General features: G+C 34.7%; 20 protein-coding genes. 14 read left to right on the top strand and 6 right to left on the bottom strand.

Annotation, left to right across the window (positions count from 1 at the left end; genetic code table 11):
* Positions 1-106: 106 nt before the first annotated feature.
* On the bottom strand, positions 107-499 hold the full coding sequence (locus J7E44_RS01505; RefSeq protein ID WP_214824812.1) for a VOC family protein: 393 nt from the start codon (positions 497-499) through the stop codon (positions 107-109).
* Positions 500-592: 93 nt separating this feature from the next.
* Between J7E44_RS01505 and J7E44_RS01500 the strand changes: the two genes are divergently transcribed.
* From J7E44_RS01500 to J7E44_RS01490, 3 genes are read left to right on the top strand one after another with little or no spacing between them, the layout of a single operon-like run.
* Positions 593-1,777, top strand: a complete 1,185-nt coding sequence (locus J7E44_RS01500; protein ID WP_214824811.1) for an MFS transporter — start codon at positions 593-595, stop codon at positions 1,775-1,777.
* Positions 1,771-2,520, top strand: coding sequence for a DeoR/GlpR family DNA-binding transcription regulator (locus J7E44_RS01495; protein ID WP_214824810.1), 750 nt, complete (start codon positions 1,771-1,773; stop codon positions 2,518-2,520). Before J7E44_RS01500 ends, J7E44_RS01495 begins: the two co-directional genes overlap by 7 nt.
* 1 nt (position 2,521) lies before the next feature.
* A complete protein-coding gene (locus J7E44_RS01490) occupies positions 2,522-3,061 on the top strand; it encodes a hypothetical protein (protein ID WP_214824809.1) in 540 nt (179 codons plus the stop codon).
* Between the two features lie 25 nt (positions 3,062-3,086).
* On the opposite strand, the gene J7E44_RS01485 is transcribed toward J7E44_RS01490, so the two are convergent.
* The 4 genes from J7E44_RS01485 to J7E44_RS01470 all read right to left on the bottom strand — a co-directional run bounded on the left by J7E44_RS01485 (position 3,087) and on the right by J7E44_RS01470 (position 5,660).
* The gene (locus J7E44_RS01485) at positions 3,087-3,761 is read right to left on the bottom strand and encodes a succinate dehydrogenase cytochrome b subunit (RefSeq protein WP_214824808.1); all 675 of its coding nucleotides are present in this window, start codon (positions 3,759-3,761) and stop codon (positions 3,087-3,089) included.
* A gap of 32 nt (positions 3,762-3,793) precedes the next feature.
* Complete coding sequence (locus tag J7E44_RS01480) at positions 3,794-4,216, bottom strand: cupin domain-containing protein (RefSeq protein ID WP_214824807.1); 423 nt, start codon at positions 4,214-4,216, stop codon at positions 3,794-3,796.
* A gap of 195 nt (positions 4,217-4,411) precedes the next feature.
* Positions 4,412-4,699, bottom strand: coding sequence for a 7(1) septoil knot domain-containing protein (locus J7E44_RS01475; RefSeq protein ID WP_214824805.1), 288 nt, complete (start codon positions 4,697-4,699; stop codon positions 4,412-4,414).
* A 112-nt stretch (positions 4,700-4,811) separates the two neighbouring features.
* On the bottom strand, positions 4,812-5,660 hold the full coding sequence (locus J7E44_RS01470) for a helix-turn-helix domain-containing protein (protein WP_214824803.1): 849 nt from the start codon (positions 5,658-5,660) through the stop codon (positions 4,812-4,814).
* 87 nt (positions 5,661-5,747) lie between these two features.
* Between J7E44_RS01470 and J7E44_RS01465 the strand changes: the two genes are divergently transcribed.
* Positions 5,748-6,812: an MFS transporter gene (locus J7E44_RS01465; RefSeq protein WP_214824799.1), complete on the top strand. Its 1,065-nt coding sequence runs from the start codon at positions 5,748-5,750 to the stop codon at positions 6,810-6,812.
* A 237-nt stretch (positions 6,813-7,049) separates the two neighbouring features.
* Here J7E44_RS01465 and J7E44_RS01460 read toward each other — a convergent pair whose 3' ends face one another.
* Positions 7,050-7,319 carry a hypothetical protein gene (locus J7E44_RS01460; protein ID WP_214824796.1) on the bottom strand — a complete coding sequence of 90 codons (270 nt, stop codon included), beginning with the start codon at positions 7,317-7,319 and terminating at the stop codon, positions 7,050-7,052.
* Between the two features lie 135 nt (positions 7,320-7,454).
* Between J7E44_RS01460 and J7E44_RS01455 the strand changes: the two genes are divergently transcribed.
* The 10 genes from J7E44_RS01455 (at position 7,455) to J7E44_RS01410 (ending at position 17,652) form a co-directional block, all read left to right on the top strand.
* The gene (locus tag J7E44_RS01455; RefSeq protein WP_214824793.1) at positions 7,455-8,288 is read left to right on the top strand and encodes a helix-turn-helix domain-containing protein; all 834 of its coding nucleotides are present in this window, start codon (positions 7,455-7,457) and stop codon (positions 8,286-8,288) included.
* Between the two features lie 52 nt (positions 8,289-8,340).
* Positions 8,341-9,477, top strand: a complete 1,137-nt coding sequence (locus J7E44_RS01450) for an FAD-dependent oxidoreductase (RefSeq protein WP_502757487.1) — start codon at positions 8,341-8,343, stop codon at positions 9,475-9,477.
* A gap of 138 nt (positions 9,478-9,615) precedes the next feature.
* The gene (locus J7E44_RS01445) at positions 9,616-9,942 is read left to right on the top strand and encodes an ArsR/SmtB family transcription factor (protein ID WP_214824787.1); all 327 of its coding nucleotides are present in this window, start codon (positions 9,616-9,618) and stop codon (positions 9,940-9,942) included.
* Between the two features lie 60 nt (positions 9,943-10,002).
* Positions 10,003-10,473, top strand: coding sequence for a DUF6428 family protein (locus J7E44_RS01440; RefSeq protein ID WP_214824784.1), 471 nt, complete (start codon positions 10,003-10,005; stop codon positions 10,471-10,473).
* 29 nt (positions 10,474-10,502) lie between these two features.
* Entirely contained in the window at positions 10,503-11,120 is a 618-nt protein-coding gene (locus J7E44_RS01435) for a low molecular weight phosphatase family protein (protein ID WP_214824781.1), read from the top strand.
* 9 nt (positions 11,121-11,129) lie between these two features.
* Positions 11,130-12,164 (top strand): ACR3 family arsenite efflux transporter, encoded by a 1,035-nt coding sequence (gene arsB, locus J7E44_RS01430; protein WP_214824778.1) that lies wholly within the window; start codon positions 11,130-11,132, stop codon positions 12,162-12,164.
* Between the two features lie 79 nt (positions 12,165-12,243).
* A complete protein-coding gene (locus tag J7E44_RS01425) occupies positions 12,244-12,633 on the top strand; it encodes a DoxX family protein (protein WP_214824774.1) in 390 nt (129 codons plus the stop codon).
* Positions 12,634-12,720: 87 nt separating this feature from the next.
* Entirely contained in the window at positions 12,721-13,794 is a 1,074-nt protein-coding gene (locus tag J7E44_RS01420; protein WP_214824771.1) for a sensor histidine kinase, read from the top strand.
* Entirely contained in the window at positions 13,775-14,476 is a 702-nt protein-coding gene (locus J7E44_RS01415) for a LytR/AlgR family response regulator transcription factor (RefSeq protein ID WP_214824767.1), read from the top strand. Before J7E44_RS01420 ends, J7E44_RS01415 begins: the two co-directional genes overlap by 20 nt.
* Positions 14,477-14,628: 152 nt before the next feature.
* Positions 14,629-17,652: a SusC/RagA family TonB-linked outer membrane protein gene (locus J7E44_RS01410; protein WP_214824765.1), complete on the top strand. Its 3,024-nt coding sequence runs from the start codon at positions 14,629-14,631 to the stop codon at positions 17,650-17,652.
* Positions 17,653-17,654: the final 2 nt, after the last annotated feature.

Below are 17,654 nucleotides of genomic sequence, written 5' to 3'. Positions count from 1 at the left end.
CTAAACAAATTTTTATTAAATATTTCATAATTTTCTGTTCTAAAATTTTAACTAAAAAAGAATCTTTCCACATAATATCACAGTCAATTATCCATTTTCGTTACGATCATTCAGTGATCTCAATCCAATTACCTTCGGGATCTTTTACAATACTTTCATAATAACCATCACCCGTGGTTCTTGGTTCTCCAATAACAGTATATCCGTCATCCTGTAATTTCTTTGTCAGACTATCCACTTTTTCTTTATTTCCTACAGATATAGCCAGATGAGCATATCCCATTAGCATTCCTCTTGTCCCATCATTCTCGGTAATATCCGGACGTTCCATGAGCTCCAGTCTTGCAGAAGGATTGTTTTTAAATGATAAGAAATAGGAAGCAAATCTTTTAGTTTGATTTTCATATTTCTCATTGCTTTCCATTTCAAAATAATTCAAATAGAACTTTCGCATCAGTTCTATATGGTTACACCATAAGGCAAAGTGATCAAATTTCATTTTTTCTATATTTAAGTTTTCAAATATTATCTCTAAATATTTTGCAAACTTATGCAAATTTGCATAAGTTTGCAAAATAAAATAATCAGATTAATGAAACTTAAAACAATAGCGAAAGCAAAAACCGCCACTCAATTGATATTTCTAGTCTGTGGATTGGGAATTTCGAGTTGGGCTCCTATGGTTCCCCTGGCAAAAGACAGACTTGGATTAAATGAAGCAGATTTGGGATTGTTACTTCTTTTATTGGGTGGTGGAGCATTGCTAATGATGCCTTTATCAGGAATGATGATTAATAAGATAGGCAGTCGAAAAGTTATTGCTGTAAGTGTTTTATTCAGTGCTATAATATTACCATGGCTATTGGTCATATCTGATGTTTATGTAATGGGAACCGTTTTATTCGCATTCGGATGCAGTATAGGAACGATTGATGTTGCTATGAATGCTCATGGTGTGCAGGTACAGAATGAATATGGAAAACCTATTATGTCTTCTTTGCATGGGCTTTTCAGTGTTGGTGGACTTTTCGGATCTCTAGGCTTAGGTTTCTTAATGAAATTAGGGTTGAATCCTATTTATGCGGCAATAAGTATATCCATATTACTTATCTTTCTTCTGGTAATTCAATTCCGATATCTTTTTGATTATGAAACAGAAAGGGAAATTATTCTTAAATTTTCTCACGTTGATGTGGAAAGTCAAACTACAAGCCGTTTTCAGTGGCTCGATTCAAAAGTTTTGGTATTAGGACTGATGTGTTTTATCGTTTTCCTATCAGAAGGAGCTATGCTGGATTGGAGTGCTGTATTTTTAAGAGATGATAAAGGCGTTGAGCATGAATTTTCAGGAATTGGTTATGCTGCCTTTTCTGTAGCCATGGCTGTCATGAGGTTATCCGGAGATTCTCTTGTCAGTAAACTAAACAGCAGAGTGGTGGTGATAGGAGGAAGTATAGTAGCTTCATTAGGAGTTACACTTTTAACTTTCAGTCCCTGGATACCATTATCACTTGTTGGATTTATATTGCTTGGAATGGGAGCCGCGAACATCGTTCCTGTATTTTTCAGTGAAGGCGGAAGAATTTCCGGGATCTCTTCAACGGTTGCTATTCCTGCTATTACTACAATAGGATATGCCGGATCGCTGGCTGGTCCTGCTTTATTGGGTTTTATTGCGCATCATTTTTCTTTGACGGTTGCATTCGAAATCATAGCTTTGCTGTTTGTTCTGGTCGCTATCATCTATAAATTCAGAAATAATCCATCATCATGTTAAAAGAAGAGCGTTTTCAGGTCATATTGACTCAATTAAAGAAAAAAAATAAAGTTAAGTTTGAAGATTTAGCTGAAGACCTTAACGTCTCTGAAGATACCATAAGAAGAGATATAGAGCAGCTTCACCGGAATGGACTTTTATCCAAAGTTCGTGGTGGTGCCATATCAAGAGAAAAAGATCCGCTTTCATTTCATGACAGACAATCTTTTCTAGCTGATGAGAAAAATGTTATTGCTTTAAAAGCACAGCAATTTATCAAAGATGGTATGACCATATTTTTGGACGGCGGAACTACCACCTGTGCGGTTGCCAATTATATGCCTGCTGATATCAATATCCGGATCATTACTAACAATACCTCACTTATTCCCATATTGAGTAAGTTTAAAAAAGTAGAGCTGATCTTTTTGGGTGGAGTATATGATGATGATTTGGCAGTGACCACAGGAAACACCACCTGTAATGAAGCCTCTAAGTTTATTGCAGACCTCTTTATCATGGGAACCTGTGCTGTGGACGCAAATTTTGGGGCTTCAGCCACCTCCATTAGCGATGTAGAAACGAAAAGAACCATGATCAGGTCTTCAAAAAAAACAATTGCACTGGCCAACCAAAGTAAACTACGACGTACGGAACCTCTTAAGATTTGTGATATTACAGATCTTGATGTTTTAATTACGGATTTGCCTGCTGATCATGATGAGCTGGAATCCTTTAGAAGTTTGAATGTTCAGATTATATAATATGAAAACTTTAGTCATCATATTATTATTAATATTCAATATCACAAAAGGACAATGTGATTATACATTGTATGAAAAAGGAATTATTTATATAAACAAAGATTTTATTGATAATGGTATTCAAAAGTATTATAATGATATTCTTTCTTCAGATGCATATGGAATATCAATATATGAAAAGACTTATCCCATTTACAAAACTGATAATTACAGAAACTGGTTAAATATTGATAAGACAATTGCTGATAATAAGAAAGATAAGTGTCTAATTAAATTGAATAAACTTTATTGGAAAAAAGATTGGAAAACCTCAAAGTATTATAAAAATTCTAAAGTTTTTAGTAAAGAAAAATTTAAAGGACCATCGCATATAGCTATTTTCACAACATTAAGAAATGATTCGTTAAGAATTGACATAATATCTAACTCTAAAAAAGGTATAAAGTACTGTGGAAGCGTAAATAAGTATTTATTAATTTTTGATAAAAATAAAAGTATAATAGACGTGAAGAAATGGAAAAGCCACTATGAGTGTTTGTGATTTTATGGATTATTGTATTTTCCACTTATTTTATCCATCCAACATAAATTGATATGGGCATCATGGCTAGTGTTAATGGTATTATTATAGCAAAAGCATATCCAAAATTCAGAATCAGGGAATTGAATTTGTTGGGGTTGCCTCCAAGGGAACGGAATGCACTTTGGAAACCATGTGCCAAATGCCAGGCAAGAGAGGAACATCCGATAAGGTATATAACCACTTCAACAGGATTCGTGAATTTTTCAATCATCATTTTATACAAGGGCAATTCTTCTCCGAATTGAAACTGATGAATTCGATTGGGAATCCAGAAATTTCGGGTATGAATAACCAGGAACAGCAAGAGTAATGTCCCTAATAAAGTCATACTTTTACTGTACCATGTAACCCCGGAGATATTTTTATTAACGGCATAGCCCACAGGTCGGGCTTTTTTATTTTTATACCAAAGCATATATCCCTGAACAATATGAATAATAAATCCAATAATTAGAAAAACCTCTATGGTTCTGATTATTGGATTGGTAGCCATAAAATGGGCTCCTATGCCAAATATTTCTCCATTATCATTATAAAAAATCAGTGCATTAATCGAGGCATGTACAATAAGAAAGCTGATTAAAAATAAACCACTTAATGCCATTACAATCTTCCTTCCTATAGAAGTTTTAATCAATGTATTTTTTCGATAACTCATAACTTTATTAGATAAATGTGGATGTAAGGATATTATTTTTTTTCAGGGATTAAAAATGGTTTCCCTTTGTCACCAACAAAAAAAGCAAGGAGTTTAGCTGGCTTATTTTTGCTCATATTCCTTGTTCCCGAATGCAATCCTTCCGGCTTTTCATAGAAAGCATCACCCGTTTTATAATGATAAACCTTACCATCGAAGGTTGATTCCAACTCACCCTCCAGAACATAGCCAAAAGTAGGTATAGGATGCCGGTGTGGTGCAGAAACTTCACCCGGAGCAAAATTAACAATAACCATTTTTACTTCCTGTTCTTTAAGGCCTGAGGTTTCGATAAATTGTTTAAAGATAACGCGTGGGGGTATTGCTGCTTCAGTTGAATTCCCGGAATGTTGTGCCTTTGCAGTCATGACAAAAGTAAGGCAAAAGGCAACAGAGATAATTGCTGATTTTTTCATTTTGTACTTTAATTTTCCTTGATTATTATTAAAGCAAAACTGGAAATAAAAAAACTATATTTTCTTAAACTGGTTTAAGAAATGCAGGTCTCAGGATAACAGCATTATAAAAAGATCTTTTTGTTAATAAAGAAAACCACTGCAATGCAGTGGTTTTCTTTTATAAAATGTAATTTCTATTAATCTGTAAATTGATCAGTTTTTTAATTTACCTTTCAGTGGGTGCTCACTTTGCCAGCGGGCACTTGCATCATTGCTCACGTAATGGATTGATAAATCAGAAGCTGCTTTAGAGTTTGAAAAACAAATCGAGCGATCAGAACTGTTCTCAAAATTTTCAAAGTACCAGAAAGCTTCATTTTCCAAAGCTTTCAACTTAGAATTCGTTTTATAAACCAGTAGATCTGCTGAGCTTTCAACATCAGTTTCATATACTATCAGATCACTTTTAGATTGAAAATTTTTAATATTAATACTTGGCATGTGTTCAGTGTTTTGGTGTTATTATAAGCAATATTTGATTTAATTAAATATTACTGGTCTAAAGATACTGAATTATAATTTAATGAATTACAATCTTTTATAACCTCTGTAATTAAACCATTTCTTTAACTGTCTGTTTGGATTTTCTAAATTCAGTTAAGCTTATTTTATGACGCTTTTTAAAGAATTTATTTAAATGACTTTCATCGGCAAAACCAAACTCATTAACGATCTCATTGATCCGCATATCACTGAACATAAGTCTGTGCTCAATTAGTCTCATTTTGTAGTTATAGATATAATTCTGAATGGTTTCTCCACATTGATTTTTAAAATAACTCCCTAAATAAGTTTCTGATAAACCAAATTTCTTACTGATAACAGAAGCCTTTAACTGCTGTGGTTCGTAGATATGAGTCTGAATATGACCGATGATCGATAACATTCTCTTATCCGAATTTACTGTAGCATTCACGGGTCTCATCTTTGATATATTTCTCGCTGCAATCACAATTAATGCATTCACATAATGCAGAGTGAGATCTTCCTGATAAAGATCGTGGTGTTTCATATTATGCAAAAGAGAATCAACAATTGATTTTACCAGAAATTCATCCGGCTTATTTTTTAAAACACAACCCGACAAATGAGAGGCATGGTATAATAAACATTCGATACAATTGATACTTTTCCAATTATACTCTCTTACATAGTTTTCACTAAATTTGACAAATAAAAATTCTGATATTTCAGAAATATCAAAGTAGTGCTGATCGTTAGGGGTAAGCATGATCAGGCTTCCCTTATTATAAGTAACCTTATTATCATTTATTTCTAAAAATCCTGATCCTGAAATAACATACACCATCTGAAAAAAAGAAAACTGCAGGTTCCTTACGGGGCATTTTTCCGTTTTACAATATTCTACATCAACCAGTCGGTCTATATTTTCTTTATTCATCCCGTAAAATTACTCATTTATCATTAAAATATACTGATATATTAAAAAAAATCTGTTCAATTTTGCTAAATAATTTTAAGACTCATCATGAAACGATCGATTTATATTTTGGCCCTGGGAGCCTTTGGTATTATCACCACAGAATTTGGGGTGATTGGTATTCTTCCCAATATCAGTAGGGAATTTGATGTATCTATCGATACTGCAGGTTGGTTATTGAGTGCTTTTGCTCTTACAGTAGCCGTTTCCTCACCTTTCATAACCGCGTTTACGACTAAGATAAATCGGAAACTTTTACTGTGTATGGTACTTGGAGTATTTGTATTATCCAATCTTCTTTCCTCTATTTCCACCAATTTTACGATGTTGATGGTGGCCCGTGTTCTACCAGCTTTCCTACATCCATTATTCTGGAATATCTCAATGGCAATAGCTTTTAAACAGGGTGGTGCTAAAGCCGTTTCTATAGTTATGGCAGGTCTTAGTCTCGCTACCGTTTTAGGTGTTCCGCTCACAACTTATGCTGCAGATTTGTTCAACAATTGGCAAGCTTCTTTTTATGTGGGAAGTTTTATAAGCCTGATTGCCTTTTTGGGATTATTATTCTTTGTCCCATCAATGCCTGCCAATAAGGATAAAACATCACATAATCAGTTATATGTACTGAAAAACCCTCAACTTTGGCTTAATCTTACCTCTACCGTTCTCACTCTTGCAGCCATGTTTTCAAGTTATACTTATCTGGCTGCTTACCTTGAAAAAATTTCACATATGGATGGGGCAGAGATCAGTATCATGCTGCTTTTGTTTGGCGGAATGGGAATTGTCGGCAATTGGTTGATGGGTCTTGCTCTAAACAGAAATCTGTTATTAACGGTCAGATTATTTTTCATCTCTTTAATTTCAGTTCAGATATTGGCCTATTACTTTGGCGGAATTTTCACACCGATGGTTCTTATTATTTCTCTCTGGGGAATGATTCATACCGGAGGCTTTTTAGTTCCAAATATCAGAACTACTCAGGCAGTACCTCATAGCGCGCTCGAATTTGTCAATAGCCTTTTAACATCTTGTTACAATATCGGCATCTCTCTGGGAGCTTTTGTAGGTGGATTTATCATTGCTAAATATGGGATTCATCAAATTGTGTAGATCAGTATTGCATTGCTTGGTACTACATTAGCACTTAGTTTTATCACTTTCCCAAAAAAATCGGAGATCGAAGAAGAGGAAAGAGAAGAAGAGGAAAAAATAAAAATTTCCCAAGTAATCTGCGAACAAGCCTAGATTGGATCAATAACAAATAAATTTTTTCTTTAATTTCCATACAGTTTCATTCAATTAAATTATTTAAAATGAAACTGTATGGAGATTTTTTTATTAAAGTTTTCAACTATTTTTCTTTGGTGTAATATGAACTACATTTGAAGCTCCGGGCTCAATAACAAAACGTACACCAGCTCCTCTTTCCTGATTTCTCCCCTGAACGGCAGAACCAGTCGTCAAAGTAAGCTTCCCCTGAAAAATCGGATGTGGAATAACCAGTGATATTTCAATTTCCTCCTCGTCAAGCTGTATAATAATGGATTCTGCATCAATTTTCGTACGCGTTCCATCCTTTGATACGGCATAGGCTGTGTACTGATTATTTTCATTCATTCTTCAATAATTTTAATCGGTTAAATTAGTAAAATCTTCCTTCATTTCTCTTATTGTGTTTTGATAGTAGTCGTTTTATTTATAAATTGGTATTCGTTTTATTAAACAGATTTTTATTAATAACACCCATCTATTATGCTACCTCCCGAAATGTATCATCAAGAATTTAAGGCTCCTGAGGAATTACAGGATACCATAAAATGCTTTTGGTATAACAGGAGAGACTCTGAAGAAGCACAATCAGATTTTGAGGTAGTCCCAGACGGTTATGCAGAGATTATTTTCCATTTTGGAGGTGAATGCAGTATTTCTTATAATGGAACATTACAACCATTACCATCCCCATTTATGATAGGACTTCTGAATCAGCCTGTTATATTTCAAATGAAAAACCGTCTAGAAATCATTGCCATCAGATGTTTTCCATGGACTGTTTTTGATTTATTGGGACTGCCATCAGGTAAGGTTGAAGTCCATACATTTGAACATCCTATCGCACAGCTTCATTCCACATTAAATACATTAATTCAAAATGGCAGAGTAGATGAAGCAATAGAACACGTCAAAGAATATTTCCTTAATGCGCATAAGGCAATTGCTAAAGATAGTATGCTGTTTAAAGCTGGAATAGCTATGACTGAAGCTAAAGGCACTTTACCAGTAAGCCAGGTTGCTCAGGCTGCTCATGCTACCGTTCGGACATTGGAAAGAAAATTCAAAGAATCTTCAGGCCATACCGTTAAAGATGTATCCGGTTTAATGCGGTTTGAACAGGCACGAAATCATTTATGGCTTCATCCCGAAACTAATATTGCAGGTTTAGCCATTGATCTTGGATATACTGATCAGTCTCATTTAAGTAGAGAATTCAAACGCTACAGTGGTATCACACCTGCTGCATTTGCCAGAAAAGCAAAAAAAAGAAGACAGATGGTAAGTGATGATTTTGTCGCATTTATACAAGCCTGAGCCAAGAGCATTTCTGAAATTTGTATTGAAATTAACATACAAATTAAAAGACATGCAATATTTATTAAAAGACAAAAAAGTAGCGATCATCGGTGGTGGACCAGTTGGTTTAACAATGGCTAAGTTACTACAACAAAAAGGTGTAGATGTAACCGTTTACGAAAGAGATTATGATGCACAAACAAGAATTTGGGGTGGTACTCTCGATCTTCATAAAACTTCCGGACAGGAAGCTTTGAAAAAAGCCGGACTCTTGGAAAATTATTATTCTGAAGCAATTCCTATGGGAATCATCTTTGCTGATAAGCAAGGTAATGTGTTACACACCCGAAAACCTACACCTGAAAATCAGCATGATAATCCGGAAATAAACAGAAACCATTTAAGAAAAATATTACTTAACAGCCTAACAGCTAATACCGTAGTTTGGAACAGAAAATTGACAAATCTTGATGTGCAAAACGGAAAATGGCTATTACAATTCGAAAATCAACCCGATGCTACTGCAGATTTTGTTATCGTAGCTAATGGAGGAATGTCGAAAGTAAGAAGCTATGTAACTGATGCTAAAATCGAAGAAACCGGAAGCTTTATTATCCAGGGGGATGTACCTACACCTGAACTCAATTGTCCTGAAGCTTATCAGCTTTGTGATGGCAGCAGATTAATGACGGCAGATAATGGAAGTTTATTCGTTGCTAATCCTTATAATAATGGTGCATTGACCTATGGTTTAATTATTCAGAAACCTGAAGAATGGAACTATGGTCACCCATTAGACTTCGAGAATAAAGACTCCGTTATCGAGTTCCTTTCAAACAGACTGTCAGATTGGAGTGGGCCCTTCCAACAGGTATTTCATGCAACTTCATTTTTTGTGGGATTACCAACAAGAAAATTGCCATTGGATAAACCCTGGAAAAATGATCGCCCTCTTCCAATAACGCTTATCGGAGATGCAGCACACCTGATGCCGCCGTTTGCTGGTCAAGGTGTAAATATTGGATTGGTAGATGCCTTAACTTTATCTGAAAACCTTACCGAAGGAAAATTTGAAACTGTTGAAGAAGCCATTAAAGATTATGAAGAAAGAATGATGATTTATGCTGCAGATGCTCAACTTGAATCAGCTACGAATGAAATAGAAATGCGCGATCCCGGCTTTTCTTTTTTACAGTTTTTCGAGTAAAATATACAGTGGGCTTCAATTTTTGAAGCTCACTGATTTTATAGATAAATTGTAAAACAAAGCATTTCTGACAAAATTTTAAAAAAATATTTTTTTGTATTTCTATTTATCGTAATATTGCAATATAAAGTTAAAATCATGGGAGCAACGAAAACAGACCATTTTACAGATGAGCAAAATAAAATAGCAATTATCGCTAAGGCATTAGGGCATCCTGCCAGAGTAGCGATTATTGAATATCTGCTAAAAGTAGATACCTGTATTTGCGGAGATATTGTAAATGAACTTCCATTGGCTCAGGCTACGGTTTCGCAGCATCTAAAGGAGTTAAAAAATGCTGGTTTAATTAAAGGGAATATCGAGGGAACAGCAATTTGCTACTGCATTGATGAAAAGACTTTTGAAATCCTGAATGAATACTTTTCAAAAATAATCTCCAGGGTTACGACCCAAAAATGCTGCTAATGCATTTTTTTGAAATAATATATCGCAATATTGCAATAAACAAATAAAACAAAAAGAACAATGAAATTATCTGAAATCAAAAAAATCTTACCAACATTAAATAACGTTGAGTTTCAACTGGAAAATGGAAATTTTGTTCCTGAACACTTTCATGTTACAGAGATAGGAACAATAACAAAACATTTTATTGATTGTGGTGGAATCATTCGAAGCGAAAAAACCATCAGCTTCCAACTATGGAATGCCAACGACTTTAAACATCGCTTAAAGCCTACTAAACTTATAAACATTATCAAATTATCTGAGGAAAAATTAGATATTGAAGATCATGAAATAGAGGTAGAGTATCAAGATGTTACCATTGGAAAATATGATTTAGATTTTAATGGAAAAAATTTTATCCTTAAAAATAAAACAACAGCGTGTCTGGCTCAGGAGGCCTGTGGTATTCCCACCGAAAAGCAAAAGCTTAATTTATCCGGTCTCTCTTCTAACTCCAGTACTTGTAAACCGGAATCAGGATGCTGCTAAAATAATCTCTAATTAAAAATAAATAAACGATGTATCCACGGCTTTTACAAACTATAGAATTAGTACAAAATATTGAAATCCCAGCGGAAAGAAAAGAAATATTAAAACCACTAACAGCATTTATCCAAAGAAAACTAGGAGATAAAAAAGCAATAAATCTTAATTTTATATGCACTCATAATTCCAGAAGAAGCCATCTATCCCAAGTTTGGGCACAGATAGCCAGTGATTATTTCCATATTCCAAAAGTAGCCTGTTATTCCGGAGGGACTGAAGAAACGTCGATATTTCCTAAAGTTGTAGAAACTCTGGAAGAACAGGGACTTCAAATATTGAAGCTATCAAATAGTGCAAATTCTGTTTATTCAATTAAATATAATGAAGAATCACATCCTATTATTGGCTTTTCCAAAAGACACGACAGCCTTTTCAATCCTGTTTATGGCTTTGCAGCGATTATGACATGCTCACAGGCTGACGGTGGATGCCCTTTTATTGCTGGTGCCGACCAACGTATTCCCATTACATTTGAAGATCCTAAAGTCTCCGATAATACACCTGAACAGACGAGAATTTATCATGAAAGAAGTTTAGAAATAGGAGTTGAGATGTTTCATGTCTTTTCACAGGTAATACAAATGGATTAAAACTATACCATGCAACCAAAACTAAAATTTCTTGACAGGTTTCTTACTTTGTGGATATTTCTTGCGATGTTTTTAGGAATCGTTTTAGGCTATTTATTTCCTGCCACTTCAAATATGATCAGTTCATTATCCATCAGAACAACGAACATTCCTTTGGCGATCGGTTTGATTATAATGATGTATCCACCATTGGCAAAAGTTGATTACTCATTGCTGCCAATGGTATTTCGGGATAAAAAAGTAATAAGCATTTCGTTATTACTGAATTGGATCATTGGTCCTGTTTTAATGTTTATACTGGCTGTTTTATTTTTGAGAAATGAACCTGATTACATGATAGGCTTGATCCTTATTGGTCTGGCGAGATGTATCGCAATGGTCCTGGTCTGGAATGATCTGGCAAAAGGAAATCGTGAATATGCAGCATTATTAGTCGCATTAAACAGTATATTTCAGGTATTTAGCTACAGTTTTATGATCTGGCTGTTCATCAACATACTTCCTGAAAAATTAGGTCTTGCCAATTTTAATGTCAGTGTGTCTATCCGGGAAGTAACAGAAAGTGTTCTAATTTATTTAGGGATTCCTTTTATTGTCGGTCTTCTAAGCCGTTATTTCCTTACAAGATTAAAAGGAAAAGAATGGTATCAGAGAAAATTCATAGCTAAAATATCTCCATTTACATTATATGCCTTATTATTTACCATCGTACTTATGTTCACCCTTAAAGGAGATAAAATAGTAGAACTCCCTATGGATGTGATAAAAATAGCTGTTCCCCTGATCATCTATTTTGTACTGATGTTCATGATGAGCTTTTTTATCAATAAACTATTGAATATTCCTTATGACAAAAATGTATCCGTCGCATTTACCGCTACAGGAAATAATTTTGAACTGGCAATAGCGGTTTCAATAGCTGTATTTGGGATTCATTCTCCACAGGCATTTGTTGGGGTGATTGGACCATTAATTGAAGTTCCTATTTTAATATTATTAGTTAAGATAAGTTTATGGCTAAAGAAATATAGCTATAAAGTATAAAACATCATTGGTATACATTTCAATGTTGTTGCTATATAATGTAAAACAATTATTTTTCCGATTCAATATTTTTGGGGTCATGAAAAAGAACTTCTACCTCCGTTTTGCATTATCCGTTATTTTACTGATGCATAGTGTGTTTTCTATTGTTAGTGGAGACGTCAATAATTTCGGTCTCCACTTTCTTAATACGATAGGATTCAGTCCATTGGGGCTTTACCTCGCCTGGTCAGTTAAGCTTACTCATCTTTTATCGGTTCCGTTGCTTTGGATAGATAAATATTTAAAAACTGTGGCAGTCGCCAATATTTCAATTTTTATTCTTGGGATTATTTATGTCCACTGGCAGAATGGGTGGTTTGTAGTAGGTGGTGGAAGGAATGGGGTGGAATTTAATTTCCTGCTTATTTTCTGTTTTTTAAACCTTATATTTCCTGAAGTTTCTTTCCAAAACAAAAAAAACAGGTAGTTGGTATACAAATGGGTTAATTTCGTAGCCTTTCTATTTTTATATTTGATTGAAAGATATTACTTTGTAGTTTTAAATCGTATAAAATTGAAGTCTACCACAAAATCAAAACTATATATTCATTTACTCTTTTGGATATTCTATTATATTCTGGAAGCGTATCTTGATTTTTATTGGTCCAGATATCAATTCCCTGATTTCAAATGGCAGATAAGGCTTCAAAATACAATGATCCTTGAACTGATCTATTTTCTGGTTAAAATTCCTCTTGCCTATTCTTTACTTTATGTTTATGAAAAGGTTGATATCAATAAATTTTCCAAATACTTCCTGTCAATCATTATCGTAATCATTGCGGTATTAGCCCACCGCTTTTTTACACACTATGTTATTTATCCTTATATCTATGGGGTCACAGAAACTCTGGATGGTAAACAGCCTTCTTGCTTCATCAATGGTCTCGTCGCCTTTAATTCATTTATGGATCTTATTTTTATGGTAGGTCTGGTATTTGGTATTGAAATTACACGGCAGAAAAATCTTCTTAAAGATCAGATATCTATGCTTAAAGCAGAGAAGCTTGATCAGGAACTAACCATGCTTAAAGCACAGATCAATCCACATTTTCTTTTTAATACACTCAATAATATCTATGGAATGGCACTTAAAAAAGCTGATGAAACGCCGGATGTAATTCTACAGCTTTCAAAAGTAATGCGTTACAATATTTATGAGGCCGCTGAAAAGAACATCTCTATTGAAAAGGATATTGAAAATATAAAAGACTTTATACAAATCCAGAAAATCCGACACCGTCACCTTTCTGTGGATTTTAGTGAAGCTATTGATAATCCTTCTCAGGAAATCTCACCACTGATATTGATCCAGTTTGTTGAAAATGCCTTTAAACATGGTGTTTCGGAAAGTCTCGGAAATTCATTCATCCATATTGACATTCAGCTGAAAAACAGAATTCTTTATTATTCTATTGAAAATTCCAAAGAAGAAAGATCAGGTGAAAATTCAACCAAAATAGGATTGAAAAATATTCACAGGCAGCTTGAATTACTCTATCCAAAACACACCCTTCAAGTTGAGGACAAAAGTGACCGTTATATTGTAAAACTAATGATTGATTTCAATGACACACTCAGCATCTAAAAAATACAACTGCATTATTGTAGAAGACGAACCGATTGCAGCAGAAATTCTTGAAAACTTTGTTTCCCAGGATAAAGAACTGAATCTTGTAGGAAAATGCTCTGATGCCGTTTATGCCAGCAGCCTTTTAAGCATCCACGATGTAGATCTTATGTTTTTGGATCTTAATCTTCCGGTGATAAAAGGATTTGATTTTCTGAAAAAATTAAAAAATCCACCGTTTGTTATTGTTACCACAGCTTATCATCAGTATGCTGTAGAAGGATATGAACTCGATGTTACAGATTACCTGATGAAACCTATTCCTTATAGCCGGTTTCTTACAGCGATTGGAAAATTTAAACATTTAATGGAAGCCGAAGAGGCATTACTAGAAATTGCAGATCGTGATTTCATTTTCATCAACAGTGGGAAAAGGCAGATAAAAATAACTTTATTAGATATCTTTTATATTGAAAGCTTAAGAGAATATATTAATATTCATACAAAGGCAGAGACTTTTACCTTCAAAATGCCGATCAGCAAAATAGAAGAAAGTTTAAATCCGAAAATGTTCGTCCGTATTCACAAGTCTTACATTGTTTCTAAATCTAAAGTAGAAGTAAAGTCGGCGAACATGATGCAGATTAACGGCAAGAAACTTCCTATTGGCAGAACGTACAAACCTTCCATAGAATTTTAAACCCATTAAACACTTATAAAACACCTATAAAACACCTGAATATCGGGTGTTTTTATTTTTAGTAGACCTCATACCGTTGTTGATATTGTTTTTTTGACATCGTCTTAACAATTATTGAATTTTGATTAACAATAGTTAAAAAATCAATAATTATGAAATATCGATTAAAGCTTCTAAGTGCGGGTGTTGCCTTTTTTATGGGTCACGATTTGCTTTTAAGTCAGGAAAAGCAGGACACCATTAAAACCCAGGATATAGAAGGTGTAGTGGTTACTGCCTTAGGAATAAAAAGAGAAAAAAGGTCCCTTGGATATTCGACACAAGAGGTAAAAGGCGATGATATCAGTAAGAATCCAACCACCAATTTCCTCAATAACCTTTCTGGAAAAGTAGCAGGTCTTGAGATCAAACAATCCACCAATTTTGGAGGCTCCGTAAATGCAGTATCACGAGGATATAAATCTATTCTGGGTGATAATCAGGCACTTTTTGTAGTTGATGGAGTTCCCATTATCAACAGGAATATCAATTCTACATTTCAGCAGAATGGTGGTGGGGGATATGATTACGGAAGTCCTGTATCCGATATCAATCCCAATGATATAGAAACTGTAAATGTACTGAAAGGTGCTGCAGCAACAGCTTTATATGGATCAAGAGCTCAGAATGGAGCTATTATTATTACCACAAAAAAAGGGAAAAAAAACTCGAAAGGTATAGGTCTTGAATACAGTGGAAGTTTTTCTGTTTCTACGGTTGATAAATCTACTTTCCCTGAATATCAGACACAATATGGACAAGGATATTTAGGAAACGTTTTTGGAATGTATCAAAATAAACCAATTGCACCTTTTTATTATGATGCTTCTTATGGAGCACCCTATGATCCCAATCTTATGGTCTGGCAATATGATGCATTCATACCTGATTCCCGTAATTTTGGTAAAACGACACCTTGGGTAATGGCTAAAAATGGACCGATAACATTCTTTGATAAAGCAATCAATCAAACGAATAATATTGCTTTCAGTGGTGGAGATGACCGGACAACATTCAGATTAAGTTATTCCAATACCAATGCTACAGATATTCTTCCCAATTCCTCTTTAATGAAAAATAATTTTAGTGGTAATGCATCCTACAAACTGATGGATAATCTTACGGCTACTATCTTCGCCAATTATATTACACAAAGTACAAAAGGAAGGAATGCAACGGGCTACACGGATAATCTTATGGGCAACTTTCGTCAATGGTGGCCTACAAATATTGACATTCAATACCTGAAATATTTGTATGAAACATTTGATAAAAATTACACCTGGAATATAAAATCTCCAACTAATTTGTCTCCTGCTTACTGGGACAATCCATATTTCACGCGATATAAAAACTATCAGAACGATAAAAGAGACCGTTTTGCAGGGAATTTCAGTCTTAATTATGATCTTTCTAAAAACATCAATATACTGGGCAGGGTAGGTATAGATGGATATAATATGATGATTGAAGAAAGAAGGGCTGTAGGTTCTGTTCCTGCATTTTTTAGCTTTAATACCATCGAGCAGCCATCAGGATATGCAGTTACCAATCTTCGTTTTACAGAAACCAATTATGACCTTATCGCTACCTACAAAAAGAACATTAGTGAGGATTTCAATATTCAGGCACTAATAGGTGGAAACATCAATGTTCAGTCCAATTATTCCAATGCCCAGACCACCACAGGTGGACTTTACATTCGTGATCTTTATACGATTTCCAATTCGGCGGCTACGGCAGCAAAACCAGTGATCACCGATACTTCAAAATATATTTATGGAGCTTTTGTTCAGGCTTCTTTGGGATATAAAAACACCTATTATCTTGAGGGAACTTTCAGGAGGGATCAGTCCAGTTCATTACCAAAAGGAAAAGAAGCTTATTATTATCCATCCCTTTCGGCAAGTGTGGTATTTTCTAATTGGCTGAAACAAAAATGGCTGACCTTTGGAAAGGTAAGAGCAGCCTATGCAGAAGTAGGTTCGGATACGAATGCTGATCAGTTGAGAAACAGGTTTATCGTACAATCTTCTTTTGGAAACAGCCCCGTTTATTCTTATAATACTACTTTAAGAAATGCTGACCTTCTTCCTCAAAAATTAAAAAACCTGGAGGTTGGAACCAATATGCAGTTTTTCAAAAACAGGATAGGCTTTGATGTTGCATGGTTCAGAAATATTGCATTTGATCAGATTCTACCACTTCCGATTTCTTTATCCAACGGATCGGGAAGTAAAATTCAGAATACAGGAGAGCTCACTACAAAAGGACTCGAGGTATCTTTAAATATAACTCCTTTAAAATTCAGTGATTTTGCCTGGGATATGTCGTTGAACTGGTCTAATCCCATAACTAAAGTTACTGCACTTCGGGAAGGTATTGAAAATATTACCATCGGAGCTTTACAGGGCGGTATATCCATTAATGCACCTCTTAATGAAGATTATGGAAGCATCTGGGGATCTGATTACGTTTATGATCCCAATGGAAACAGGATCATCGGAAGAAATGGAGCATATCTACATACCGACGATACCAATCACAATTTTGGAAGTTTCCAACCTGATTTTTTTGCAGGATTAAACAATTCTTTCACCTATAAAAACTTCAATTTAAGTTTTCAGATCGATTGGAAGAAGGGAGGCAATATATTTTCCCTGGATCAGTATTATGCTTATGGAACAGGACTACATCCTGACTCTGTAGGGCTGAATGATTTGGGAAATCCTATCAGAAATACCCTTGCTAATGGTGGAGGTGTAGTTTTACCCGGAGTAATGGAAGATCCCAATAATCCCGGACATTATATTCCTAATACAATTCGTCTTGATCGTTCTATTTCCAGTCAGTTTCTGGAAACAGATCCACCGGCGGCGGCATTTGTTTATGATGCCAGTTTTATAAAACTTCGCCAGGTATCAATTTCTTACACTTTTGACAAGAAATTTTTAGGCAATACCGGAATTCAGAGCCTTAGTCTGGGCTTAGTAGGGAGCAATCTTTGGATCATTCATAAAAATCTTCCTTATGCAGATCCTGAAGCAGGGCTTTCGTCAGGTAATATTCAGGGATATCAATCCGGAGTGATGCCATCTACAAAGAATTTTGCATTCAATCTGAAAGTTAATTTTTAAAA

It is taken from the genome of Chryseobacterium sp. ISL-6 (assembly GCF_018613715.1).
In the GTDB taxonomy this organism is placed as follows: domain Bacteria; phylum Bacteroidota; class Bacteroidia; order Flavobacteriales; family Weeksellaceae; genus Chryseobacterium; species Chryseobacterium paludis.
This window is presented reverse-complemented; position numbering and strand designations above follow the sequence as displayed.